General features: G+C 57.4%; 19 protein-coding genes. 6 read left to right on the top strand and 13 right to left on the bottom strand.

Annotation, left to right across the window (positions count from 1 at the left end):
• Position 1: 1 nt before the first annotated feature.
• The 4 genes from NT179_12450 to NT179_12435 all read right to left on the bottom strand — a co-directional run bounded on the left by NT179_12450 (position 2) and on the right by NT179_12435 (position 4,094).
• On the bottom strand, positions 2-1,084 hold the full coding sequence (locus tag NT179_12450; protein MCX5722820.1) for a HEAT repeat domain-containing protein: 1,083 nt from the start codon (positions 1,082-1,084) through the stop codon (positions 2-4).
• A gap of 172 nt (positions 1,085-1,256) precedes the next feature.
• Positions 1,257-2,621 carry a HEAT repeat domain-containing protein gene (locus tag NT179_12445; GenBank protein MCX5722819.1) on the bottom strand — a complete coding sequence of 455 codons (1,365 nt, stop codon included), beginning with the start codon at positions 2,619-2,621 and terminating at the stop codon, positions 1,257-1,259.
• A 13-nt stretch (positions 2,622-2,634) separates the two neighbouring features.
• A complete protein-coding gene (locus NT179_12440; GenBank protein ID MCX5722818.1) occupies positions 2,635-3,069 on the bottom strand; it encodes a hypothetical protein in 435 nt (144 codons plus the stop codon).
• A gap of 8 nt (positions 3,070-3,077) precedes the next feature.
• Positions 3,078-4,094, bottom strand: coding sequence for an alkaline phosphatase family protein (locus tag NT179_12435; protein MCX5722817.1), 1,017 nt, complete (start codon positions 4,092-4,094; stop codon positions 3,078-3,080).
• A 234-nt stretch (positions 4,095-4,328) separates the two neighbouring features.
• Between NT179_12435 and NT179_12430 the strand changes: the two genes are divergently transcribed.
• From NT179_12430 to NT179_12420, 3 genes are all read left to right on the top strand, one after another.
• Positions 4,329-5,450, top strand: a complete 1,122-nt coding sequence (locus NT179_12430) for a hypothetical protein (protein ID MCX5722816.1) — start codon at positions 4,329-4,331, stop codon at positions 5,448-5,450.
• Between the two features lie 3 nt (positions 5,451-5,453).
• Positions 5,454-6,029 carry a hypothetical protein gene (locus NT179_12425; GenBank protein MCX5722815.1) on the top strand — a complete coding sequence of 192 codons (576 nt, stop codon included), beginning with the start codon at positions 5,454-5,456 and terminating at the stop codon, positions 6,027-6,029.
• An 892-nt stretch (positions 6,030-6,921) separates the two neighbouring features.
• Entirely contained in the window at positions 6,922-8,193 is a 1,272-nt protein-coding gene (locus NT179_12420; GenBank protein MCX5722814.1) for a hypothetical protein, read from the top strand.
• Between the two features lie 155 nt (positions 8,194-8,348).
• On the opposite strand, the gene NT179_12415 is transcribed toward NT179_12420, so the two are convergent.
• The 3 genes from NT179_12415 to NT179_12405 form a co-directional block, all read right to left on the bottom strand.
• Positions 8,349-12,551, bottom strand: a complete 4,203-nt coding sequence (locus NT179_12415) for a hypothetical protein (GenBank protein MCX5722813.1) — start codon at positions 12,549-12,551, stop codon at positions 8,349-8,351.
• 259 nt (positions 12,552-12,810) lie between these two features.
• Complete coding sequence (gene polA / locus NT179_12410; protein MCX5722812.1) at positions 12,811-15,471, bottom strand: DNA polymerase I; 2,661 nt, start codon at positions 15,469-15,471, stop codon at positions 12,811-12,813.
• Positions 15,472-15,476: 5 nt separating this feature from the next.
• Positions 15,477-15,908 (bottom strand): hypothetical protein, encoded by a 432-nt coding sequence (locus NT179_12405; GenBank protein MCX5722811.1) that lies wholly within the window; start codon positions 15,906-15,908, stop codon positions 15,477-15,479.
• A 102-nt stretch (positions 15,909-16,010) separates the two neighbouring features.
• Here NT179_12405 and NT179_12400 point away from each other — a divergent pair, with 102 nt between their 5' ends.
• Together NT179_12400 and NT179_12395 are read left to right on the top strand one after the other, a co-directional pair.
• The gene (locus tag NT179_12400; protein MCX5722810.1) at positions 16,011-16,364 is read left to right on the top strand and encodes a hypothetical protein; all 354 of its coding nucleotides are present in this window, start codon (positions 16,011-16,013) and stop codon (positions 16,362-16,364) included.
• 9 nt (positions 16,365-16,373) lie between these two features.
• Positions 16,374-16,793 (top strand): hypothetical protein, encoded by a 420-nt coding sequence (locus tag NT179_12395; GenBank protein MCX5722809.1) that lies wholly within the window; start codon positions 16,374-16,376, stop codon positions 16,791-16,793.
• A 111-nt stretch (positions 16,794-16,904) separates the two neighbouring features.
• On the opposite strand, the gene NT179_12390 is transcribed toward NT179_12395, so the two are convergent.
• From NT179_12390 to NT179_12370, 5 genes are all read right to left on the bottom strand, one after another.
• Positions 16,905-17,564: an endonuclease III gene (locus NT179_12390; GenBank protein ID MCX5722808.1), complete on the bottom strand. Its 660-nt coding sequence runs from the start codon at positions 17,562-17,564 to the stop codon at positions 16,905-16,907.
• 71 nt (positions 17,565-17,635) lie between these two features.
• Positions 17,636-17,830, bottom strand: coding sequence for a 30S ribosomal protein S21 (rpsU, locus tag NT179_12385; protein ID MCX5722807.1), 195 nt, complete (start codon positions 17,828-17,830; stop codon positions 17,636-17,638).
• Positions 17,740-19,470, bottom strand: a complete 1,731-nt coding sequence (gene ftcD / locus NT179_12380) for a glutamate formimidoyltransferase (protein ID MCX5722806.1) — start codon at positions 19,468-19,470, stop codon at positions 17,740-17,742. The genes rpsU and ftcD overlap by 91 nt, the downstream gene beginning before the upstream one ends.
• A 39-nt stretch (positions 19,471-19,509) precedes the next feature.
• The gene (locus tag NT179_12375) at positions 19,510-19,755 is read right to left on the bottom strand and encodes a sulfurtransferase TusA family protein (protein MCX5722805.1); all 246 of its coding nucleotides are present in this window, start codon (positions 19,753-19,755) and stop codon (positions 19,510-19,512) included.
• Positions 19,756-19,985: 230 nt separating this feature from the next.
• Positions 19,986-20,516, bottom strand: a complete 531-nt coding sequence (locus NT179_12370) for a DsrE/DsrF/DrsH-like family protein (protein ID MCX5722804.1) — start codon at positions 20,514-20,516, stop codon at positions 19,986-19,988.
• 426 nt (positions 20,517-20,942) lie between these two features.
• Between NT179_12370 and NT179_12365 the strand changes: the two genes are divergently transcribed.
• Positions 20,943-22,031: an aromatic ring-hydroxylating dioxygenase subunit alpha gene (locus NT179_12365; GenBank protein ID MCX5722803.1), complete on the top strand. Its 1,089-nt coding sequence runs from the start codon at positions 20,943-20,945 to the stop codon at positions 22,029-22,031.
• Positions 22,032-22,042: 11 nt separating this feature from the next.
• On the opposite strand, the gene NT179_12360 is transcribed toward NT179_12365, so the two are convergent.
• Positions 22,043-24,049: a cation:proton antiporter gene (locus NT179_12360; protein ID MCX5722802.1), complete on the bottom strand. Its 2,007-nt coding sequence runs from the start codon at positions 24,047-24,049 to the stop codon at positions 22,043-22,045.
• Positions 24,050-24,187 lie beyond the last annotated feature (138 nt).

The raw sequence follows: 24,187 nt of genomic DNA, 5'->3' as shown, positions 1-24,187 counted from the left end.
GCTACACCCGCCCGGCCCGCCAGCCTACTCTGGCCAGGGTATCTTTGACATGGTACAGAATATTGTCATCCGACTCGCGCGCCAGCACCGCCAACAACGGCGCAATCACGGCGCCTCCAAATCGGGTCAGCGCCTCAGCTGCTTCCGCCCGCGTCACCGTATAGCGAAGCGCCTTCATGAGCGACGGGATGGCCGCTTCGTCCTGGATCGCGCCCAAAGCCCTGACTGCCGCGCCCATCGTCAGTATCTCTTCATCCCACTGATCGCCACAGCCATCGATCGGGCGCGCGGCCTCCGGTTGGTCCACTCGCTCGATGACCGCAATCAACATGGGCACCGCAGAACGATCACCGATCTTGCCCAACGCCTCAACCGCCAGAGGCCGCAGCCCAGTTGTTTTCATCGCCGTCACGAGGAACTCGATAGCTCGCACATCCCCGATCTGACCCAATGCGCGGACTGCATCCTCGCGAACTGCCCGGTCCCGATCGTTGAAGAGCACCGATAGCAGAGGGTCCACCGCCTCCGGCGACCTGGTTTTCCCCAAAGCCTCGACCGCATGCAGCCGCACCAGCCATTCCGTATGAGTCAGCGCGTCGAGCAACGACGAGAGGGCCGCCTCCCCGATCGCCGCAAGGGCCGTCGAGGTTTCCTCGCGCACGGCCTTCACCTTGTCCTGTAACAACGGCACCAGCGGCGCCACCGATCCAGGATCTTGAATCCGACCCAACGCCTTGGCCGCATGCATCCGCACGATCCAGTCGGGACTCTTCAGCGCCTTGATGAGTGGCGCGAGCACCCGCACATCGGCAATGGCGGCCAACACCGACGAGGCCAACTCCTGAACCGTGAGCACCGGATCGGAGAGGCAAGCCCCCAACGTCGTCACGGCCGGCTCTCCGATAGCCAAGAGGGCGCCGGTCGCCGCATCGCGCACCGCGCGATCACCGTCACGCAACACAGAGACCAGCGGCGCCACCGCCCTCGGATCCCGAAGCGTGCCCAGGATCGTGGCGGCCTCTTCACGAATCGCCCAATCTTCGTCCTTGAGCGCCGCGATCTGTTCGGCTACTGCGTCTGCCATGCCCGACCTCAATTCAACGGATGCTGAAAAAGTCCGCCAGCTTCGTTCTCAGCTCATCGAAATCCTCAACGTACCCCAGAGGGTACGCCTCCTGTTTCGACTCGCCTGCGGCCTTGCTGAACGGCCTTTTTTGAGCATCCTGCGTGGCACGCCATAGCTTCCCAGAAGCCTACTAACCTCTTTGGGCAAAATCACCAGAGGGGCCGAATCGGCCCGTATCGCCGAGGGGCATGTCCACCCGGGCATTGTCGACCACGCTCGAATTGACAGTGATGTCTTCCGGCGCCGGCATCCAGCCCAATTTCTCAAGCGTCTCCAGCGTCAATTGCCGCAGGGCATCTTTCGCCGTGAGTCGGACCGACGCGTAAGAGAGCACCCGCTCTCCTTCTTTAATCACTTCAGAAGCTTTCGGGTCATACAAAAAGGCAATCAGCGGCTCGATGGCCGTATCGCCGATGGTCGCCAAAGCGGCGCTGGCCTTTTCACGCAAGACGCCGTCCTTCAGCAGCATGATCAAATCGGGAATGACGCGCGGATCGCGGAACTGGCCCAGCGCCGTCGCCGCCGCTTCCTTGATGAAGGCGTCTTCGCTGACGATGCAACCGGGAGTCGGGGTTCCGTCCTGGCGAATGCCCTTCCCCTTCAACGCATCCAGCACCGGAGGCAGGGCGCGAGGATCGCCGATCATGCCGAGCGACGCAATGGCATGCCGCTTCACGACCCCGTCCTTCATCGCTTCAATCAACGCATCGATGGCCCGTGGATCGCCGATCTGGCCCAGGGCGATCGTGGCATCTTCGCGAACGGCCCGGTCCGGATCTTTCAACGTGGCAATCAGAATGTCGACAACCTTGGAGTCCCGCACCCAGGTCCGGCCGATTTGATAGTCGGTGGTCATCCCGCCGAGTGCGCGGGCTGCGTGGCACCGGACGATAAAATCTTTATCCGTGAGACATTCCATCAGCGGATCGACGGAAGGCTGGCCGATCGAGATGAGAGCAGTCCCGGCCGTTTCTCGCACGGTTTTCGAGGGGTCGCGGAATAGTTTGGTCAGGGCCGGGATTGCTTTGGGATCGCGGATCTTGCCCAGCGCCTCTGCTGCCGCGCTCTTCACGGCGCCATCGCGATCGCGACAGACGAGCATGAGAGCCTCGACCGCTTTCGGGTCTTTGATTTCGCCACAGGTTTTCGCGGCATGTTCGCGAACGCGCCACCGCTCGTCCTTCAATGCAGCGATCAGGCGATCGACCGTCACGGCTCCCATCGAGGCCATAGCCTCGACGGCATCGTTCCGCACATCCATGGTGGAGTCGTTGAACAGAACGATGAGCGCTTCCACGGCTTTCGGCCCGCCGATCTTGGCCACGCCACGGCCCGCATGGGCTCGCACGGTCCAATACTCGTCCCCGCAGGCGCCAACCAGCGCGTCCAAGGTGGTGGGATCGGCGAGTTCGGCGAGGGCCTTGGCCGCATCTTCGCGGGTGGCATCGTCGGCATCCTCGAGTGCTTCTAAGAGATCATCAAGCGCATGGGCCATGGGTGCCGCTCCTCTACGGATAGTAGTTATCGCGCTGGCCGCCGTGCGGATAGGTCCGGCTGCAACGGATGGTTAAGGTCTGAGTCCCTCGCCCCTCCACACATTGGTCGAGGGACTGGGCAATTTCCAACTTTCCCTCCAGATTTACCGTGAAGGGAAAATCGAAGGTGAAGCTGATGAACTTATACTTGCCCGGCTTCAGTTTGAGCGCGCGGGACTCGGTCGTCCTATAGGCATCCATGGACTCAGGGTCCGAGGCCTGGATGGGCGGAGTGACGCCTGGCACGTACCACCAGGTCTGAGGATTAATCTTCGTGGCGTCGACGGTGATGATATGTTCCTGCGTATAGGCAGCAGGAGGACCGGCCGCGATTGCCGACAGGACCGTCGCGGAGCCCAGCAACCCTCCCACCAGACAACCCATCATGTACCGTTTCACATTCTGCATTCTGTGACCTATTCCAGGGATACTTTTGGGGCGGCGACAAAGTCAGCCTGGAAGATTTCTTCCACGGCATGGCTTTCCCATTCTGTATGGGTCTGCAACCCCAGCGTCCGCATCACAGTTGCGCCCGTATCTAAAATTGAGACAGGCTGGTGGATCACATAACCATGTTTGATCCCCACCCCCGAGGCAATCCAAGGCACCATCGGCACCGCTGCGTCAGCCTGGTCCTGGCCCGGATCTCGGCCTTCAGCGCTGAGCGAGGTCACGAACAGGGTCGTCCCTTTGATCAGCCCCTTTTCTTTATAGAGATCCAATACGGAGTTGATCGCCTTATCCACCGAGCGCAGGGCGTCGCGATACTCCTTCGAGGTCCAGCCATGAGCCGCACCGGCGCGACCAGCCTCAGGAAGATGCACGACCAGGAAATGCGGCAAGGCAGGGATGGCATGGCCGTAACCATGCCCGCTGGTCGCTTTCTTGAAATATTGACGGATGTAGGACACGATGCGGTCCGTGCTGCATTCAGGCTTCAGAGGCCCGCACATCTGATAGTCGGTGTAGGGCTCCGGTCTCGCCAGCTGATAGAGAGATTCGTCCATGAGGAAAATCGCGCTGTCGCGTCCCCCGCTCAAGTCGAGATAGTCGAACACGCTCGGGGCGCGTGGATAGCCACGGCTGAATTCAAAGACGTTCCAGGTAATGCCGTGCTTTTCGACCGGCATCCCCGTAATCAACGACGCCATCGTCGGGAGCCGCAAGGCCGGCTTCACCGCCGTGGCAGACCAGGTGACAGACCCGTCCTTCACCAACCGGCTGAGGGTCGGCATCGTGCCGCCCTTCAGGGAGCCCTGGCTAAACCCTTCCAGGACGAAAAGAATCACATGCTCAGTCTGAACCGTTGAAGCAGGAGCGGCCGCCACCGATGGAGCAGCCACCGCCGCGCCATGCTGAAGCAACAAACCAAGAGAAAAACACGATGTGGCAAGTATTCGAAACGACCATCCGCGATTGAGGCGACGTAACATATCCACAGACCAGTCCTTTCTATTCCAAGGGGACGCTTAAGCTATCATGGCGTTTTCCGCCAAGGCAAGGGAGGCAGGGGCCCCGCAGGCATGATTCACCAGGGTTCATGCGGCCGGGGATGCCTCCCGGCAGAATGGTCAAGAGTCGATGTCGGTGCTATGCTTATAATGGCCTCGCGGCTGGCAAAGAGCCGGCCCCTGAGGCCTCAGTCCCAATCTAGGAAGGTGAGGGAAATGCCGGATATCTGTGCTCCGCAGGCGCCAGCTCGCTGGGCGCTGCCTCACATTGCACCACCCTCCCTGAGCCTCTTCGCCCTCTTACTCATCCTGTTCCTCTGGCCGCCCGTAACGAGGGCGGAGATCCGGGTTGTGACTGCGCAGGGTGAGCACCGGATGGGAGACCGCGACACCAGAGAAGACGCCATCCGCCTGGCTACCGAAGCGGCCAAACAGCAGGCCCTGGAAGAAGTCGCCGTCTATCTCGAAAGCGTCACCGTCGTGAACAACATGGATGTGACGAAAGACGAAATTCGCACCTATACAGCCGGCTTGGTCCTGGTCCTGGAGCAAAACACGGATCTACAGCTCGATGGCGACGCCATCGTGGTTAAAACCTATCTGGTCGCCCAAATCGATACGGACGAAGTGAGCCATGCCATCAAGGCCTTGCGGGAGAACGAGGACGCCAAACACCAACTCCTCGCCCTGCGGCAGGAAAACGATCAACTCCAGCAAAACCTCGACGCGGCGAATCAGGCCCTGGCCAAGGCCTCGACCGCAGAGCAGACACAACAAGCAGCCCAGCAACGCCAGGACATCTTGAATCAGACTCAGTCGAACGCCATGGTCTCGCAGGCCTGGACCGATTGGGCCCTCGCTGCGCCGCCCGTTTCTCCCGGAACAGGGCTGGCCCAGACCCAGGCGCTCCTGAACCTGGCGCGGAGTCTCTATCCCGCGAGCCGGCATGTCCAGGCAGCCCAGCAAGTCATGACCGCGAAACAGCCATCGTCGCCGCCACAACCGCCCGCTCCCCCGGCGCCGGGCATGAGGCCATCGACCATGCCAAGCTACCAGCTCGTGCCCCATCAGGCTGGATCGCAACGGGGCCTGTTACGGTTGAACGAAATTACCTATAAAGCTGCGCCGGCACATCAGCAATCGATGCAACGCCAGTCGCAAGCAGGACAGCCTCCAATCACCAGGCGGCTTCCCCCGACTGGCAACCACGCCTATCCGCCGGCGCTGCACCAGATCCCGCGGGCCCCGCATCAGATGGCGCCTCGCACGAGGGACAGCAGCGGGCAGAACAGTGGCAGAGGGAGCGGTCCTAGAAATGGCAGAGGAAGGGAACGATAGCGCATGAATAATCGAGTGGCTTTCAAATCCGTCTGTTGTGGCCTGGTTGCCCTAATCTGTTCCTGGACAGGACTGGCCACATCGGCTGAGCCGGGCCTTGCGCCTCCGGTCAGCCAACAGGCTGAGCGGTCATTCCAACAGCTGCAGCAGATTGAGCAAGGCGGCAAGACACACGAGCAGGCAGGCGCCAGGGCTACTGTCACAGAAAGCGCTGGCCGCTATGACGCGGACCAGTACCTCATCGGGAAAGGCCAGGGAGATCTGAATAAAGGCAGAATGGTTTGCCAGCGGGTCTCGGAACTCTCAGCCAGAACAGATCTCGCGAAACAAATCCGTGTGATGGTCAAGGAACATATGATCGACCGGATTCGCGAGAGGACCGGCCGAGAAGCGGAACAGGACATCGAACTCACCAGGGAAGAAATCGTCCAGGAATATCTTCAAGGTGTGAAAATCGTGGACCGCCAGATGGACGAAGAGAAAAAAATCTGCACGGCCACCGCCGTCATGCTCAAGAGCCAGATCCAGCCCAAACCAGCCGCAGACCATCAGGAATCCACCCCGACAGCCGTTCGATAAACAAGCTCTCCTCTAACGGCGCAACTCGCACGAACGCTGCAGCAACAATGCGGTAAACCGTTTAGCGCCTACGCACTCTGCAACCGAGACCATCACCGTCACCCGTCGCACCTTCCACGCAAAGCCCAGCGCGCGAACATTTTCGTCTTGAAAAAAGCGACAAATCAAGCGACAGTCGCCCTACCGTAATCAGTCCAGGAGGTCGTTCCGATGACTCGATTTATCCTAATCACTCTGTGTGTATTATTGATGACTAGCGACGCATGGGCAGAATGGACGCAGAGCGGGGGAAATGCGGACGGCATCCTCACCCACTATGTGGACCGTGGCACAATACGACGCGCAGGACATGTGGCAAAGATGTGGGTATTACAGAACTTTGCGGCTTCACAGGCTTCGGCAAACAATGGAAGGCCGTTTCGATCAAAGAAGGTGCGACTTGAGTTTGACTGTCGTGATGAGAAGCACCGACTAGTAGCATCCTTTTGGTACGCAGGACTGATGGGTAAGGGCGACATCGTCGTCTCAAGCACAGACCCCGGCAAGTGGGCACCTATTATCCCTGACAGCGTGCAGGAAACCTGGTGGAGGATTGCGTGCAAGAAGAAATGATCGACGCAGGTACTTGTTGCTCGCCTTAAATGGCAGGAGACACAAGAACCGAAGCCTGCCCAGCCCCACTGCCGGTCAATAAGCAATCTCCTCTCATAAGCCGTCCCTCGCAGGATGCTCAAAAAACCCGTCAGCAAGGCCGCAGCGAGCGAAGAGGCGAGGCGTACCCTTGCGGTACGTTGAGCCTCTGAGCGAAGCGAGAACGATGCTGGCGGGCTTTTTCAGCATCCTGCTTATCTTACGTTGCAGTCCACGACCAACATCGGGTATGTAACTCTCCATGCCGATCGAAAATAATTTCCAACATGACGAGATGTCCCGGAAAAATCCCGGCGAACGACTCACCATTCGTGAGGCTACCCTGGCAACCCTGCAAGAATCGCCGTCCGGACAGGAGGCCATGGCCGCAGCCGGCAAGCGCCTGTCGCAAGCGGGCGTCCGCCTAATCCTCCTGCTGCATGGCTCCATCATGGGAACCGACCTCTTCGGGGCTCAGCGACTGGATGACCTGGGAGGGCTCAAACGAGGCTACTCACGCGGCGTGGCGGGACTCGATGCCCTCCTGGCTCTGCTGCGCGACGGCAGCAATGGCATCTCCTCTCTGCCGGGAGGCCTAAAGCCACCGCTCCCGAACGATGACGCCACGAAGCGGCTACTCGATGAGCAGATCGGGGATGCAGGCAATTTCACCAATGCTTACGTGGAGCAGATGAAACAGTCCCTCAACAAGGGCCTGGACCGTCCGATCCATTGCCTCCGCGAACTCTGGTCCTGCGAACACCATCATCTGGGCCGTGCTCTTGCTGCCATCTCACTGCTCGGACGGCTACGCGACTGGACCGAAACCCACAAGTTGGGCCAGGGAGACCGAATCCTCGTACAGGCCCATGGACAAGCAGGCCTCGTCCTCGCCCTCGTCTCGAACCTCTTATGTGCATCCGCATCCAGCAGCAGGGCGAGACTGTTCGATCTCCTTTCGGCTTTCACTGCTCAAACCAATCGACCGGACATCGCCGCGACCATCCAACGGATCGCTCCCTTCCTGTCGGAGGGCACCCTCCTGAATGGAGCGACGCTGGACGTCGTCACCTTCGGCATGCCAGTCCGTTACGGGTGGGACCTGTCAGGATTGGGCAAGCTGCTGCATATCGTCAACCATCGAAATCTTAGGACCGATGGCAAGACCTGGCTCGCGAAGATGGAATTGCCACAGATCACGATGGAAATGCCGATTGCCTGGGGCGGAGACTATGTCCAGGAGATGGCCGTGGCAGGCAGCGATGCCGTGCCGGAGACCGAAGCGGCGAAAACCGCCAATAAAGCCGTGTGGGAAATCGTCGAACCCTTCGACGGATTCGAACGCTGGCTCGAATGTGCCCGCCGCGCCGTCCGCATCCCGAGCGAGGGGCTGGGCATGCTCGTAGACTACAAAGACTCCACCGGGTCAACCAACGTGCGCGACCACTACTTCGGCCACGCAGCCTATACCCGCCTCAACACCATGCTCTTCAACACGACAGAAATCACGCGGGCGTTCTACCCAGCTCCGTAACATTCGCGCCCCCACACTCCCCGTCATTCTTCACGCAATTGCACTAAAACTGCACAACAATTCAAACAATGCGGGAGACGCTAAATCAGCCAGATCCCTCTACACCTGCCTGAATGCCAACCGATTGATACAGTAGAGGCTGAGAATAAGCAGCTCTAACGTAAAGAGGCATCAAGCACAACAGACTTTACTCTGATTGAATCCTGTGAAAGGTCCGCGGCGGAAGCGGTTAACTTATGTCTTGTGTCATCAATATTAGGGCAGAGCCTAAAAGCCTGATTTTTCCGCCCATCCTGACCAGACCACTTCGCACAATTAAACCAGCCCACTAAGTAGAGACCATGTTGGCAACGGTTATCTTTAAGATATCTGCCGACCAACTGATCTCGCATCGCATCGTGCACTCCAGGGTTCCAACAGCCTTTGCATTCAATAATTACAGTGATCGAATCATACGACTCTGTTGAGGCGGCATGAATGATAGCATTCACATGGATATCAGTTCGTTCTCCCCGATGAATGCGGACTTCTCTGTTCAGCACAATACCTTTTTGGTTTAAATCCTTCTCCAGATAGATCTTTACATAATCAGAGAAAGTGTCCTCATCTTTGGGCCTGGCGTCAGACCTTGAAACATTGTCCCAGAGAAATTGAGCCTCTGGTGTCTCTCCCTGCAACTGAGCTTGAAGCCGTCCTAATGACTCAACCAGCACCTGAATCAAGTGATCCCCGCTCTGGACTAAACGCGACTCACGGTTAGTGGCGAGCTTCACAATGTCCAGTGGTCGAGCTGGAACCCACGTAGCCCTACGAGTCTGTGCTTGCGCATCCACAAGCACCCACTTGAGCCAGTCTAGCTCTGGAAGTTCTCGCTGAAGTCGTTTAATTGCCTCACATGCGCGAATGCTTCCTCGATGTGTCAATAGTTGAATGATAGCGTTTCGCCACAGGTCTACATATTCAAGAGGCCCAACCCAATGAGCTTTCCCATCTGAGTGCTTAGGAGATTCAAAATGACGTGTGAGCCACACGTAAAGATCCGCAAGTTGATCTTCGTTCAATCTAAGCCCAATAGATCCATAATCATCTACGCAAACTCCGAGAATGACTTGCTCGCCAAAGTCTTCATCCGCCTGCATTGCGGGCCACACTATCGACCAGCCGACATCTTTGGTGTCGAGCATTAAGGTTTGCGCAGCGGCAACTGCCCTCGCTCTCTCTGGATCGCCCGAAGGTGGTGGCGTCGGAATCAAAGCAGAAGCAAATGACTGTGCCTCCAAGTCGTCATGAGCAAATAATACACTGAGCAAAGAGCTCATGGATTTCGGGGTAGTCGCGCTGGCCTTGGCATAGCCCAAGAGCAACTTGGCGATTTCCTCATTCCAGATTCCATTCAGTTCTGTTGCAGTGCTTATCCTCTCTCCCTTTTCAATTTCCTTTTCTATCAAGACCTTTGCTGTATCAAGCACGGCGAGTGGAGATTTGCGGTAGGCGAGCTTGAGCAATTCTTTCTTAACGGATCGATCGCTGTCGTTATTCAGAAATGGGAAGGCAAGAATAATTGGGCACCATCTTCCAATCTGATCGGCCGACAAGCTTTGCATGACCATGGGCCTAACCTTTTGGAGTAAAGCTACGGCGCTCCACTGCGACATTACCGACCGACTCCATTGCCCCGTCCCAAGCCAATTGGATGCAGCGGGAATATCAGATTGAACATACTTCTCTGCCACGCGAACGATTCTTTCTCGGGTTGCTTCATCGGCCGACAGCCAGCCCGGCAGTTTCATCACGTCCCATTCAAAACCCGAATCGTAGCCAGTGCTGGTTGGTTCTAGAGTCAGCTCGCGAGTAACGCTCCACCACGCCGTGGGATTACGATCCTCACACTCCTGAAGGGCTCTAGCCAGTCTTTCATCGGGAGACGGGTTGAGTGGAGGCTTATTTATTCGTCGTTTCCATGACTCTTCTTCCTCATATCGGGTCTTGAGTTGTTGAGCTTGCGCGGAATCTAAACTTATCGGTTCCCAAACCCATTTGAACCTGTCCGCAACCAGTGGATGTCTCTTGCAAGCCTCATGAATTGCATCCAAGTATTCTGGAGATCTGTGTTCAGGAAAACTATTGAACAGTCTCACAAGGAGATCGACCACAACGTTCTGAATGTCTTGCTTCTGATTTTGGTCAAGGTATGAAATGAGCCAAGCGAAATCCCCTGACCGCACGATTAGTGTGTGAGTGAATAAGAGCCATGAGCCTTCACTATCAGGACCCTCCGCAACGGCTGAAAGGACTGCCTTAAGCAACCGACGCCTTTTATCTTCATCTTGCAAAAAGGTGAGATGGTCGGTTTTGTCGAGTCCGCCTTTTATTAATTCATCGTGATGCCTCAACCGCGACGCCACAAATTTGGCGAGTGCATCAGTCACTCCTGGCACATCCATGTTTTCCCATGCCTTCATTACAACCCCATCCATGAGAGATTCCATAGATAAGCCCATCTTGTGGCGTGGTTGTGGCAAACTGGTCACGAATTCGAGAGCTGGGATTAAGTCCTGTGGGGCCAGATCTTTAACGAGCTCCGATGAAAGGAAAATCCGGTAAACACCAATGAATCCATCACTTTTTGGCTGCTTTAGAAGAGGGAATAATTCTATTGCCGTGATATGAGAAGGCCACAAGGCCCTGAGAACACTGCCCTTGAGTTCATCGCGGAGGTCATCGGCATCATCTGAAAAAGCTAGAGGTTTGAGCCTTTTCTTTGTTTGATCGTCGCCTATTCTCCAGATTGCAGAAGCAGCTTGTATTCGTGACGCCAGGTTGTCTGACGTATCAAGAGCCACTTTCACTAAGACATCGTTCAGATCTTGGATGTTGCAAGATTCTGTTATGTCGATCGCCACACGCCGTACTATTACCCCCTTTGTCTTATCAGTAATATAAGGACGAAGTTGGTCTCCTAGACCAGGGTGTGCCAGATTCTTGTAGTGCTGACGGTCGCGATCATAGGCGTGTTCATCCTCGTAGAGCTGCAACAACGCCTCGACCAAGGCAGCCCGCCGTGGAGAATCTCCTGTAGCTACCTCACTTCTCAACAGCAGATCCGGCTCAGCCCGTACAATAGACTGAAATATCTCTGGAATCATTCCAGCCAGCCATGCAGCAGTCTCACCCAATTGTGGAATGATCTTCTTGTTTGGATCATCTGGATGAGTGATTAGGCTCTTGATTTTAGAAATCGAAACATCATGCTTCTTCAGATACCATGCAGCCAGAAATTCAGCATAGGTCTGATGCCCCCAACCGATCCGATTCGGACCGCGAGTTGAAAAAAGACCGGTGCCAAGAGCTTCCCCAATCTCTTTTTCTCCTACGTTAAACCGATCTTTGTTGTCTGACTCGGTCCCCCCTGATAATTCACGAATTGTGACGTCTTCATCGGAAGCCTCAGATGGATTTGTGCCTGAATAGACAGCATTTCGATTCCCAAATATCATGCTAGCTGCAATTCGAGCTGCCACCGCCAGCCGTTGCTCTGCGGTAAGCTCTCCTCTGTATCCAGCTGTACCCCGACTTTCGCTTGTCTCGGCAGCAAGCAATTGACATCCTTCCAGATAGAGGGCTGACTGGGAACTGGGCAGACCTCCCTGCTTCCGATACACCGATAGCAGAAATTTCAAGGTGATGGGCTTGATGGCAAATGGGACGACGGCTGAAGATTCGACTTGTCCAAGAAAAAGCTTTGCATCCAAACCGGAAACGCGGGCCGCTTCTTCGACATCTTTTTTTCTCAGAGGTGCGAGCACATAATGTTGGACGACTTCTTTGCCAAACCAATCTGCGAGGCCCTTCTCAAGAAGATCCGGCCACTCTACCGTTCTACAAGCAATTCTGAGGTAAAGGCGTTCAAACGGTAGTTTCTTGAACTCATCTACCAGGCAAGCGGCTAGAACTCTGATCGATAACAAGCCTTCGTCCAAGCTGTCCAAGAAAAGATGCAAAGCATGCGTGCCCGCTAACCACTCCTTAAAAATAGGGCTTTCAAAAAGATGAGCCGCTAGTCGGCTCTCTGATTGATAGGAGCGGAGATTTACAAAGAGAGACTTCCCACTTGAATCATGTTGCCTTTCTCCCCAAACAGACTCCTGCTCCGACAGAATTGTGGATTTCCCCATGCCAGGATCGCCGAGCAAAACAAGTGCTCTCACACCGGATATTTCTTCGAAAGATACGACGTCCTTGTTCCAGAATTGGCTTGATTGGGAATCAGGATCAGGAAGGTACCCAGCATCTGCCAGGTTGAGACTAGAGCCTCTTGGATACCAAAAACGTTTCCACTGAAAATGAGCATCGCTCATGTGATTAGCCTGCTACAGGGTATATCGATAATGGGCATGCCCATTTCCCTCAGGATGGCCTTGACCTGGGAGCCAGACCGCTTGGAGTTTCATCCCTAAAGGGTGGCCCGTTTAGCCTCCAACTGCGCGCGTCCAACGAGGTCCTTCTGAGGGCGCGCGTTGCGCGAGCAAGGGAGACTAACGGGCCACCCCCTCTTCTCCTACACCGGGCGGGGTGCGAGGACGGTCGGGCTGGTTGACGACAGGACCCGCTCTTCGCTCATGGATGCGCCACTCGCCAGTTATGGCCCGTACCCATATCCACTTTCAGCGGCACCGACAGCCCCAGCTTCTTCCCCGTCCCTTCCATCTCCTGCTTCACGAGCTGCTTCACCTCTTCCAAGTCTTTTTCCGGCACCTCGAAGATCAACTCGTCATGGACCTGGAGGATCATCTTGGTATGGGGCAGCTCATGATGCAGCAACCGGCTCACGTTGATCATCGCCACCTTGATGAGGTCTGCCGCTGAGCCCTGAATCGGACTGTTCACCGCCATCCGTTCGCCGAAGCCACGCTGCGCGGGATCGCCGCTTTGCAACTCGGGAATCGGACGCCGCCTCCCGAGGATCGTGGTCGTGTAACCCTTCGTTTTGCCTTCTTCGATATTCCGGTCCATCAAGGCGCGCACGGCCGAAAACTTCTCGAAGAAGGTCTCGATGTACTTCTTCGCCTCTGCCTGCGTCACGCCAATGTTTGAAGCCAGGCCGAAGGGACTGATCCCATACACAATCCCGAAGACGACCGTCTTGGCCACGCGCCGCATGTCTCGCGTGATCTGGCTAGAGGGCAAGCCGAAAATCTCCATGGCCGTCGCCATGTGGATGTCCTCCCCCTTCGCAAAGACGGCGAGCAAGCGAGGATCTTGCGACAGGTGCGCGAGGATGCGAGGCTCGATCTGGCTATAGTCGGCGCAGAGCAGGGTATGGCCGGGAGGCGCAATGAAGGCTTCTCTGATTCGTAGTCCGTACTCGCCCTTCACCGGAATATTTTGCAAGTTCGGCTCGGTGGAGGAAAGCCGTCCGGTGGCCGCGACGGTCTGATTAAGCGAGGTATGGAGCCGCTTGGTCTCAGGATTCACCATTTCAGGCAAGGCGTCCACATAGGTGGACTTGAGCTTACTGAGGCTCCGGTAGTTCACGATCTGCGCGGGCAATTCATGTTGTGCGGCAAGCTGCGCCAGCGTGTCTTCATCGGTCGAGTAGCCGGTCTTGGTTTTCCGGATCGGTTTGAGCCCAAGCTTCTCGAAGAGCACTGTGGCGAGCTGCTTGGGCGAATTGATGTTGAACTCGCCGCCTGCCATGCCCTGGATCGTTTCGATCATCTTATCGAGATCATGCTCCAGTTCTTTGCTGAGCTTGTGCAGACCTTCGACATCCAATAAGAATCCGTTCCGCTCGATCTCGGCCAATACTGGGATGAGCGGCATCTCCACATCGTTGAAGAGCGTAAGGCTGCCCTGCTCCGCCAGCCGTTCCGTCAAGGGCTGGGCGAGCCTGGCCAGCACAGATGCAGCCTCCGTCGCTTCCTCTCGTGACCCTGTATCCTCCTCATCGAAGAGGGATTTCGGCGCGGCCTTCTCCTTCTTCCCTGTCCCCAGCCGATGGTCCAGCAGTTCCAGCGCAATCGTCTCAAGCTGGTGATCGCGGCGGTTGGGATTGAGGAGATAGTCCGCCACCATCGTGTCCAGATAGGGACCTGCGAGGGTCACGCCGATCCGGTGAAAGACCAATAGGGTCGCTTTCAGATCATGAACCACCTTGGTTCTCGTGGAGTCATGCAGCAGCGCGATGATCGGCCGCATGTAGGCATGGACGTCGAGCGGAATGAACGCAGTCCTCTCTCCCGTGGAGAGCGCGATCCCCTGCACATCTGACGCGGCGCCGGTTCCAGAGGACAGCAGACATTGCAGGCCAAGCACGCCTCCCTGCGGCAAGCCCTCCACAAATCGCTGCGCGGTGGATTCATCCTGCACGAACTCCGTCTCCACCACTTCTTTCTCAGCTTGTGTGAACGAGGACTGAAAGGATTTGAGCAATGAGGTAAATCCCAGCTCTCGCAACAAATCGGTGAGCTGGTCCTGATGCGGCGGCTTGATGTGATAGGTCTCTGGCTCGAAGGGGATGGGGCTATCCAGCTGGATGGTCACCAGCCTCCGGCTGAGACGAGCGTTCTCGGCCTGGTCGATCAGGAGGGCCTTGATCCTGGGCGGCGTGACTTCTTCGACGCGGCGCAAGAGTTCTTCGATCGTGCCGAACTGAGCGATCAGCTTCATCGCCGTCTTCTCACCGATGCCCTTCACACCGGGAATATTGTCCGACGCATCGCCCATGAGCCCCATGATCTCCACGACGCGCGCCGGCTCCACGCCGAAACGCTCAACACATTCCGCTTCACCAAGCCATTTGTCTTTTACCGGATCGTAGATGCGCACGTGGGGAGTCAGGAGCTGGAACATATCCTTGTCGCCAGTGACGATGACGACATCGTACCCATGCTGCTCCGCCTGGTGCGCGAGGGTACCGATCAAATCGTCCGCCTCATGACCGGACTGCCGGACTGCGGGAATGTTGAGGGCATCCACGATGCGATGGATATAGGGAATCTGGGCGCTCATCCCGTCCGGCATCGGCGGCCGCTGCGCTTTATAGTCCTTGAACTCCGCGTGGCGCAGGGTCGGCCCCTTTTCGTCGAACGCCACGACGATCCCATCCGGCTTCTTCTCGCGAATAATCTTCAGCAACATCGTCGTGAAGCCGAGGATGGCGTTGGTCTGAAGACCTTTGGAATTATTCATCGCCGGCAGGGCGAAGAAGGCACGATAGATGTAGGCGCTCCCATCGATCAGATAGAGCGTCTTGCGGCTGGAATCGGTGCTTGGCATGGGGTTTAGGGGTCTGGAGCCAGGGTCAGCGGTGGTTTATGAAACTTCTGGCGCATCGTATTGATGACGCCCAACAGGGTCGGCTGGCCGACCATTTTGGCCTCCAGCTCGCGCTTTCTGGGGAAGTCCATGAGCGACACCCCGATCAACATCGTCAGCAGGCCCTGCCCCGGCAAAAAGAGCATGGCAAACCCGGCCAAAAAAAACACCGCGCCCACGATATTCTTCACGACCAGCCCCAGCAGGCGCAGCAAAGGATGATGGTCTTTCATCCAATGGCGGGGCGTGCGCGTATCGAAATAGTCGGCAGGCAGACGGACCAGAATCAGCGGGATGGCAATCAGCGATCCGATAAAACCAATGACCGAGGCCACGGTGAGACCGATGAGCACATCGACCGGAATCCATTGCTGAATTGTTGCGAGTAGGCTATCCATGGGACGCGCATCCTAGCATGCGACCTGGGAGCACTCAAGCCAACAACCAAGCGGCCGCGAGGGTTTGCGGCAGGTTTCTGAGCGGGCTATAATCGCGATATTATGTCGAGCCGGTCTCTCTGCATAGGTCGAATCAGCGTCTGGATCTTGATTGCGGTCCTGGGCCTGGGTCTTTTGACGATGCCCTCCTCCGTCGGCGCATCCGAGGATCTTCATATCGAGATTACGAAAAAAGGCCTGGGCAAAGAGGTCGTCATCACGCAGGGGGTGCGCGAATGGTTCATGCTGATCGAGGTGACACCGGAGAATTCGGTGGTCCTGCGGCAGGAAAAAGACCAGGACAAGTACCTTGTCGACGAGAGTGAAACGCATGACCGCCCCATGACCACGGGCGAAGTCGATGCGGCCATCACTGATTACATCAATAGCGTCAAAGCACGCGCCACCAAGAAGTAGCCGCCGCCTATGCCGCCTCAACCCAAGTTCGTCATCTTCGCCCACCACGCCACCTACGATACCCTGCACCAGGTTGCGACCCTGGGCCTCACGGCTGCCGCGATGGGGAAAGACGTGATCGTGATCCTCTTATTCTGGACGATCAAGAAGCTGGCCGAGGGAAAGATCGACGTGATCGACTTTCCACCGGAATATGCTTCATCGGCGGAGGAAGTGACTCGACTGCTGAAAGAAAAGAAAGTCCCGAAGATTTCAGAAATGTTTCAGGATGCGAAGCTGGTCGGCCGATTCCGGCTCATTGCCTGTAGCGCGGGACTGGAATACATGGGCGTTGACCCTGCTGTCGTAACAAAGAACGTGGACGAAGTCATGGGACTCCCCGCCATTATTGCGCTCACCTCGGACGCAGAAACCAAACTCTTCATCTAGCGAAACGCTAGCGCAAGACTCGCGTGAAAAGCGAGACAAGCGCGACGAGCAAACCCTGATTCTGCTTGTCCCGCTTTTCGCACCCGTCCTGCGCGTCTCGCTCGCGCTCGCTCAGCGCGAGCGCGTTACTCCAACTCGATCGCAATATTCAGTAAGTTTGCACTGGCTACAAAAGGGCGAGACCGGCTGGCAGAGATGTTGGCCGTAGGGGACGAGCAGATCGTTGAACGTGATCCAGTGAGGCTTCGGCAACTTCCGTCGTAGGGCTTCTTCCGTTTCCTCCGGCGTCTTCGTCTTTACATAGCCCCAGCGATTGCTGATGCGATGCACGTGGATATCCACGCAGATACCGGGCTTGCCGAATGCGACCGTCACCACCAAATTCGCCGTTTTCCTGCCGACCCCGGACAGCGTAACCAATTCCTCGATGGAATCGGGCACTGCGCCGCCATAGTCGCTCAGCAGGCGGCGGCAAATCGCATGGATCGATTTGGCTTTGGTCCGGTAGAAACAGACGGGATAGATGGCTTGTTCGATCTTCTGAAGCGGAAGAGCCAGCATCGAGGCAGGCTGATGCGCCAGGGCGAAGAGTCTGCCACTGGCTTCACCGGTTGTTTTATCTTTAGTCCTGAGGCTGAGGAGACAGGCAATGAGGATGCGGAAGGGGTCGCGGTTCGACTCGCGTGACACCACGCCGAGGACCGGTTCCTCCCACTGCCGAATCTCGCGCTTCACGACTCGAAGCGCAGCCGTGATCTGATCCTGGCGCATGGACTAGAAGTGAGTACGGAGGCCTTGGGAGGAATGCGATCAACCGAACGGGCAAGCCCGCGAACAGACGCTTACTCTGGCTTACGCTTCGCCAACCACTTTTGACGACGACGCTGCGCTTCGCGTTCCTTGGCTTTCTTCCTGACGCTCGGCTTCTCATAAAACCGCCGACGCTTCAGTTCTCGGAAGAGGCCTTCCCCCGCGAGTTTCTTTTTGGCAACTTTGAGGGCTTTTTCAACGTTATTATTGAAGACTTTGATTTCCATTCTTCCCGTCTATTTACTTTCCCAGGCGATGCCTGTACAGGTTTTTTCCTCGTGCGAACCCGTCCCTGACTAAGAGGCGCAGTGTAGCATAGCCCCCTCAGTTCCTCAAGACGCTTTGTCATTTCTTGCATTCGGCCAAGAAGAGACAGTTTAAGCCGTTGATTGTGTTGTATTTTTATGTTTCCTGCGACTGTGTGGCGCCCCGCATCCGCTGCGGCAATCGCAAGCAGTAATCCAACCGTCAGGTCAGACTGGACGCGGGGCTTCACCCCTGCCGAACAGGCATGGAGCAGAGCCCCCGCCTCCGTCGCCTGTTCAGCGATTTCGAGCGGGATCTCCGTCGCAAGATGGAGCGCCGCAGACAAGGTGGAAGGACGAGTCTTGTCTGTCTTCGCAAGCTTCGTGGCCTGGACAAATCGCTGATAGGCCTCGCCATCCGCTTGCATCAGCTCGCGCAGCCGCAGGCTAATCTCACTCAGCCGACGTTCGACTGTCCGTTGCTTGCTGAGCCTCGCCCCCATGACTCCCAGCGAAGCCGCGAGGGCTCCTACCAAAGCCGCAACCGTGCCGCCGGCCGGAATCGGAGTCGCCGCTGCCACAGACTCCAGGAAATCCGCGAGCGATTGCTCCGGCACATCGACCGGCTCCTGTTTGCGCAACGAGGCCTGCTCTGCCGGCTTACCAAACAGCCGAGCCTCTACCCTTGCCTCCAACACCTGCGTGGCATCAAACTGTTCGAGCGCCACACTATGAGCGGCGACCTGAACCAGCGCCGCTTGCGGCACCAGTCCGATCACTTCGCTTCCCGCGACCGCCACGCCTTGCTCGGCTGCGCGGGACCGGACCGCTTCGAATGCGACATGGATCGGCGTGATGACGTGATCGGTGAGATTCATCGCCACCTGCACCATGCGACGGCTGGCCAACTCCACCCCGATCGCCTTGAGATGGGGCAAACCGCCGTTCGATTGGCGAATGTCCTTCGCGATGGAGCGGGCCAAAGCCAGATCCGTTGAGCGGAGATTGACATTGAAGGCAATCAAGGGAGGTCGCGCGCCGATCACCATGGCTCCGGCCGTCTTGTGGAGGTGCGGAGGCCCAAAATCCGGTGTCCAGTCCGGATCGGAAGCCATACGGAAGGCCAGACCCTGCAACCCTCCGCGGCGGACCGATTCCAGCGGAGCATGATCGCGGTGCGTGGCTGCTTGCTCGTACAGGAACACCGGAATCTCCAGCTCAGTCCCCACCCGTTTCCCCAACCGCTTCGCCAGACGGATACAGTCCTGCATCGCCACACCATGCACCGGCACGAAGGGCACGACATCCGTCGCCCCCACCCGTGGATGAACGCCCTCATGCTTTCGAAGATCGATAAGATCGGTCGCGACGCGAATGGCGCGAAAGGCCGCTTCCGCGACGGCATCCGGCTCGCCGGCAAAGCTCAAGACGGAGCGATGGTGATCCCGATCCATCGTCTGGTCCAACAGCCAGACCCCCGGCACGGATTCCACCGCGTCCACCAGCGCGCGGACTGTCGTCCGGCTTCGCCCCTCACTGAAGTTCGGCACACATTCGACGATGCGATCCACGCCCGACCCCACCCGGCATTGAAACAACAAAGCCGGAGGTCTGATCATCATCCCTCCGGCTTCTCTCTCACTCAGTCCCCGCCTATGCGATTACTTCGTCTTTTTCACAAAGGCTTTATAGATCATGCCCGAGTTCGCCTGTTCTTCTTCGAGCCCGACCATCTGATGACCGGTCGTGTCGCACCAGGCCGGCATATCTTTCTTGATGCCTTCGTCGTCTGACACGACTTCCAGGACCTGACCCACCGTCAGCTCCTTGATCTTCTTCAAGGTCATGATAATCGGCATCGGGCAAAAGTACCCCAGCGTATCGAGTTTCACATCGGCTTGAATCATGCGTTCCTCTCCATGTCAGCACTCGCGTCTAGCAGGATGCTGAAAAAGTCCGCCAGCGGCGTTCTCGCGTCGCTCAGAGGCTCAACGTACCGAAGAGTACGCCTCGCCTCTTCGCTTGCTGCGGCCTTGCTGGACAGCCGTTTTGAGCATCCTGAGGTTATTCTGGCCCCAACACCGTATGGAATATTTTGGCTATACTTTCCGTATCAACCGAGTTTTTCCGCAGCCTGCTAGATAAACAAATTCACGCTGCCCTGCTTGGCTTCCGCGAGATAGGTCGTCACCCCCGCGAACTGATCGATGCCCTCGATGAGGGTATCTTTCGTAATGCCCATCAACCCCATGGTCGTCGTGCAGGCAATGAAGCGAACCCCCAGCTCCAACGCCGTCTCCATGAGCTCAGGCACACCGGGCATCCGGTTCTGCTTCATAACTTTTTTCATCATCGTCGTGCCCAGCCCTCCAAAATGGAACCGCGAGAGGGGCAGGCTATCCGCGCCCCCTTTGTTCAGCAGGCCGAACATCCGACGGAGCCAATCCTTCGCAGAGCTGGCCGCGCCTTTCCGGCGAATGGCATTGAGACCCCAGAAGGTGAAAAAGACCGTGACCTGCATCCCCATGGCTGCGGCCCCTGTAGCGATGATGAACGCCGCCATCGCTCGATCCATGTCGCCGCTCAGCAGCACGATCGTCACCCTCTCAGGCTTGGAAGCTTGTAGATCTGCCAAGGCCACGGATGGATCCATCTGCGCAATTGTCATAACGCCCTCTTTTTCAGTCAGACTCGCGTGAATACAGCGGTTTCAATGATGTTTTGACTATAGTCTCCGCTTCTTTTTCTTGTCAAGGAAGGGAAGGGAGCGGGGTAGCCTGCTGGTCTCCTGTGCTCGCGCAACGCGCGGCCTCAGAAGGCCCTCGTTGGACGCGCGCAATGGGAGACCAGCAGGCCACCCCGCCAAAAGACGCAAAGGATCGCGCAAGATGGAAAGCAAAAATGCAGTCCTGCGAGGCGCACAGTTGAGACCACCCAGGCAACCTGGCCTAAAAAATGGAGTGGAGGATGGGGTTGGGACGCGCGTAATGGAAGACTGGGCAGACGACCGCTCGCCAGCTGGCTTGACGTTCTATGACCTGCTCGCTATATTCACAGCCAGGCTGGTCCTCTCACGTGCGTCCCTCCTTTTTCCATGAATAGCGATCTCATTACAGAAATTAAGCACTCCAAGAACGCGCCACTATTCGGCTTCTGGTATCCCGCTTGCCTCAGCAGCGACCTCGCTCCCGACAGTCTGAAAGGGACCGTCCTGCTGGGCCTCCCGATCCTTGTCTGCAAAACCTCAAAGGGGGCCGTCGCAGCCATGCGAGATATTTGCCCCCATCGCGCGATGCCGTTATCGTTTGGCAAAATGAAAGGCGACTGCGTCGAATGCGCCTACCATGGGTGGCGGTTCGATCAGGCCGGCCGTTGCCAGGGAATTCCTGCGCTGGTCGCAGACTCCCCCATTCAAGCCGGCAAAATCGGCATCACGACCTACGCCTGCCACGAGCGAGACGGCTACGTGTGGGTGTTCATTCCCGACCCTCAACAACCGAACCAGGTCGTGCCGGAGGTGCCGCCGCTGCCGCTCCCCTCGGCTCCCTATCGGATGATTCATATCTCGACGCTCTTGGATTGCACCATCGACGACGGCATCGTCGGCTTGATGGACCCGGCCCATGGCCCCTTCGTCCATCAAAGCTCCTGGTGGCGCACCCAAGCAAGCATGCACGAAAAGGCCAAGGCCTTCGAACCGATTCCCAACGGCTTCCGCATGTCGCCGCACGCCCCGTCCAAAAACAGCGGACCCTATAAGCTCTTTAATATGCTGTACGGCGCGCCGCTCACGACGACCATCGACTTTGTGTTGCCCAACCAGCGGTTCGAGTTCGTCCAATGTGGATCGCTCTTCGTCTCCACCCGCGCCACGGTCACGCCGATCACGGACCAGCAATGCCGCATCGACTTCACCGCAGCCTGGAACTGCCTCGGCTGGCTGCCGTTTTCCAAAACCATCTTTCGCTATTTCGCCAACGTGTTCATGAGGCAGGATCGGGAGGCGATGGAGCGCCAAACGGTGGGCTTACGCTACAAGCCGTCCTTGATGCTCATCGACGATGCCGATAAGCCGGCCAAGTGGTACTACAAGTTGAAAGCGGCGCATCTCGCGTCGGTGCAGACAGGACAGCCCCTCGACCATCCGCTCAAGGAGCGGGTCACGCTTCGCTGGAAGAGTTAACCGGCGGCGGCTTACTCCGCGCCCATCCGCACGAGCAGCCCCATCGCCTGCCTGATCTGCGCGCGCGACCCGAGCAACACCACGATATCCCCCGCCAGCAACCGGGTCTTCTCCGACGGATTCGACTGCGTCACACCGGCTCGCGTCCAGGCTATCACCGACGCGCCCGTGCGTGGACGGAGAGAAATCTCGGTCAGCGTCTTTCCCTGCGCGGGCGAATCGTCGTCGATGCGACAGGTTTCGACTTCCGTATCGGTCAAGGTCCCGCCACGAAGATGATGCGCCAGTTCCGGCAATTCACTCCGTCGAAGCAAGGCATAGCCCTCACGGCGAACCTGCTCGGCCTTTTGCGTCACAAATTCCTGCGGCAATTTGTAGGTGCGGAGCACCAGGGCGAAAATCTCGATGGAGGTTTCGAATTCTTCCGGCACCACATCATCCGCGCCGAGCTGGTGCAGCTCCTCCAATTCGCGCAGATAGCGGGTCCGCACGACGACGTGCAGCTTTGGATTAAGCCCCTTGGCCACCTGCACGGCCCGCCTGGTGATGAACGGATCGGAAATGGCGACCACCATCACTTTCGCATCCTCGATCTTCATGTGCCGCAACACGTTCGGATTCGTAGCATCGCCATAGTAGACCGGCACTCCGTGACTCGCTTCACGGCTGACAATATCGCCGTCGAGATCCAGGGCCAGGTACGGGATCTCCGTATCGCCGAGGACACGGGCAAGATTTCTCCCGTTCAATCCGTACCCCACGATAATGACGTGGTCCTTCATCCGGATCTGCTTGCCCTCGGCATGCAGAACGTGGGCGGTGGTGCGACTGGGCAGCCAATGACGAAGCCGCTGCCAGGCCTCCGCGCGGCGGGCCAAGTTCGGCGACCACTGCATGAGAAAGGGGGTGGCGATCATCGAGAGCACCGAGACCGCAAGAAAGATCTGATAGGGATCACGCTGCAAAAAGCCGCTCTCTTGCCCCTGCTGCGCCAGCAGGAAACTGAACTCGCCGACCTGGGCCAGGGCGATGCCCACCATGATCGCCGAACGGGGAGGAACCTCCGCCAACAAAACTGCGCCGGCCCCTGCGACAAACTTCACCAACAACACCGTCATCAGCAAACCCGCCACCGGCAACGGATGCTCGAATAGCACCCGCCAATCCATGAGGATGCCGACCGACACGAAGAAGAGACTGTTGAAACTGTCGCGGAACGGCAACACTTCGGCCATGGCCTGGTGGCTGTATTCGGACTCGGAAATGACCAGCCCGGCGATGAACGCGCCCAAGGCCAACGACAGGCCTCCGAGCGACGTAAGCCAGGCGATGCCGAGACAGAGAACGATGATCGTCAACAGAAACAATTCGCGGCTACGGCTACGCACGATATGTTCCAACAGCTTGGGGACCAGATACCAGGCAGCGGCGATGACCAGCACGATGACAAGGATCGACTTCCCCAAGGTGAGCAGAATCGCCAGCCCTCCTCCATCCGATTGGCTGGCAAGAATCGGCGTCAACAGCATCATGGGGACAACGGCCAAATCCTGAAACACGAGAATGCCGATCGTGGCCCGGCCATGGATCGAGTCGCTGTCTCCCCGTTCGGCCAAGGTCTTGAGGACAATCGCCGTGCTGCTCAAGGAGAACAGAAAGCCCCAGAACAGCCCCTGCCGCCAGGACAGTCCGACGAGCGTCGCCCCCAGCCAGGCGATCAACAGCACGCCGCCGACTTGGAGCGGTGCGGCCAGAAACATGAGGCGGCGCATGGAAGCCAATTGCGCCAGCGAAAACTCGATACCGATGGTGAAGAGGAGCAGGACGACCCCGATCTCCGCCAGCACTTGGACCGTGCCCATGTCCGAGATGAGGTTCAACCCGTGGGGACCAATGAGCGCGCCGGCGACCAGGAAGCCCGCGATTGAAGGAAGCCGGAATTTGTGAAACACGAAAACGACGGCAATCGACACCGTAAAAATCACGAGCAGATTTGCCAGCACGCCGTAGTCAGTCATACGAAAAATGTTCCGGATATCAGAAGTGGGGGAACCGGGGGAGGCTCTTCGAACGTTTCACGTTTCCCGCTCACGTTTCACCAACTCAAAAGGGAGAATACCTTAGTAGTGGGCAGGGAACAAGGCAAAGCTGCTTGT

It is taken from the genome of Nitrospirota bacterium, assembly GCA_026387665.1.
Classification (GTDB): domain Bacteria; phylum Nitrospirota; class Nitrospiria; order Nitrospirales; family Nitrospiraceae; genus Palsa-1315.
This window is presented reverse-complemented; position numbering and strand designations above follow the sequence as displayed.

Excerpts from the sequence above, each read along its gene's own strand:
- NT179_12450 (MCX5722820.1), bottom strand. The coding sequence starts at position 1,084 with ATGGCAGACGCAGTAGCCGAACAGATCGCGGCGCTCAAGGACGAAGAT.
- NT179_12375 (MCX5722805.1), bottom strand. The coding sequence starts at position 19,755 with ATGATTCAAGCCGATGTGAAACTCGATACGCTGGGGTACTTTTGCCCG.
- NT179_12365 (MCX5722803.1), top strand. The coding sequence starts at position 20,943 with ATGAATAGCGATCTCATTACAGAAATTAAGCACTCCAAGAACGCGCCA.
- NT179_12405 (MCX5722811.1), bottom strand. The coding sequence starts at position 15,908 with ATGGATAGCCTACTCGCAACAATTCAGCAATGGATTCCGGTCGATGTG.
- NT179_12420 (MCX5722814.1), top strand. The coding sequence starts at position 6,922 with ATGCCGATCGAAAATAATTTCCAACATGACGAGATGTCCCGGAAAAAT.
- NT179_12440 (MCX5722818.1), bottom strand. The coding sequence starts at position 3,069 with ATGCAGAATGTGAAACGGTACATGATGGGTTGTCTGGTGGGAGGGTTG.
- polA (MCX5722812.1), bottom strand. The coding sequence starts at position 15,471 with ATGCCAAGCACCGATTCCAGCCGCAAGACGCTCTATCTGATCGATGGG.
- NT179_12395 (MCX5722809.1), top strand. The coding sequence starts at position 16,374 with ATGCCGCCTCAACCCAAGTTCGTCATCTTCGCCCACCACGCCACCTAC.
- NT179_12390 (MCX5722808.1), bottom strand. The coding sequence starts at position 17,564 with ATGCGCCAGGATCAGATCACGGCTGCGCTTCGAGTCGTGAAGCGCGAG.
- NT179_12425 (MCX5722815.1), top strand. The coding sequence starts at position 5,454 with ATGAATAATCGAGTGGCTTTCAAATCCGTCTGTTGTGGCCTGGTTGCC.
- rpsU (MCX5722807.1), bottom strand. The coding sequence starts at position 17,830 with ATGGAAATCAAAGTCTTCAATAATAACGTTGAAAAAGCCCTCAAAGTT.
- NT179_12415 (MCX5722813.1), bottom strand. The coding sequence starts at position 12,551 with ATGAGCGATGCTCATTTTCAGTGGAAACGTTTTTGGTATCCAAGAGGC.
- NT179_12370 (MCX5722804.1), bottom strand. The coding sequence starts at position 20,516 with ATGACAATTGCGCAGATGGATCCATCCGTGGCCTTGGCAGATCTACAA.
- NT179_12445 (MCX5722819.1), bottom strand. The coding sequence starts at position 2,621 with ATGGCCCATGCGCTTGATGATCTCTTAGAAGCACTCGAGGATGCCGAC.
- NT179_12400 (MCX5722810.1), top strand. The coding sequence starts at position 16,011 with ATGTCGAGCCGGTCTCTCTGCATAGGTCGAATCAGCGTCTGGATCTTG.
- NT179_12435 (MCX5722817.1), bottom strand. The coding sequence starts at position 4,094 with ATGTTACGTCGCCTCAATCGCGGATGGTCGTTTCGAATACTTGCCACA.
- ftcD (MCX5722806.1), bottom strand. The coding sequence starts at position 19,470 with ATGATGATCAGACCTCCGGCTTTGTTGTTTCAATGCCGGGTGGGGTCG.
- NT179_12360 (MCX5722802.1), bottom strand. The coding sequence starts at position 24,049 with ATGACTGACTACGGCGTGCTGGCAAATCTGCTCGTGATTTTTACGGTG.
- NT179_12430 (MCX5722816.1), top strand. The coding sequence starts at position 4,329 with ATGCCGGATATCTGTGCTCCGCAGGCGCCAGCTCGCTGGGCGCTGCCT.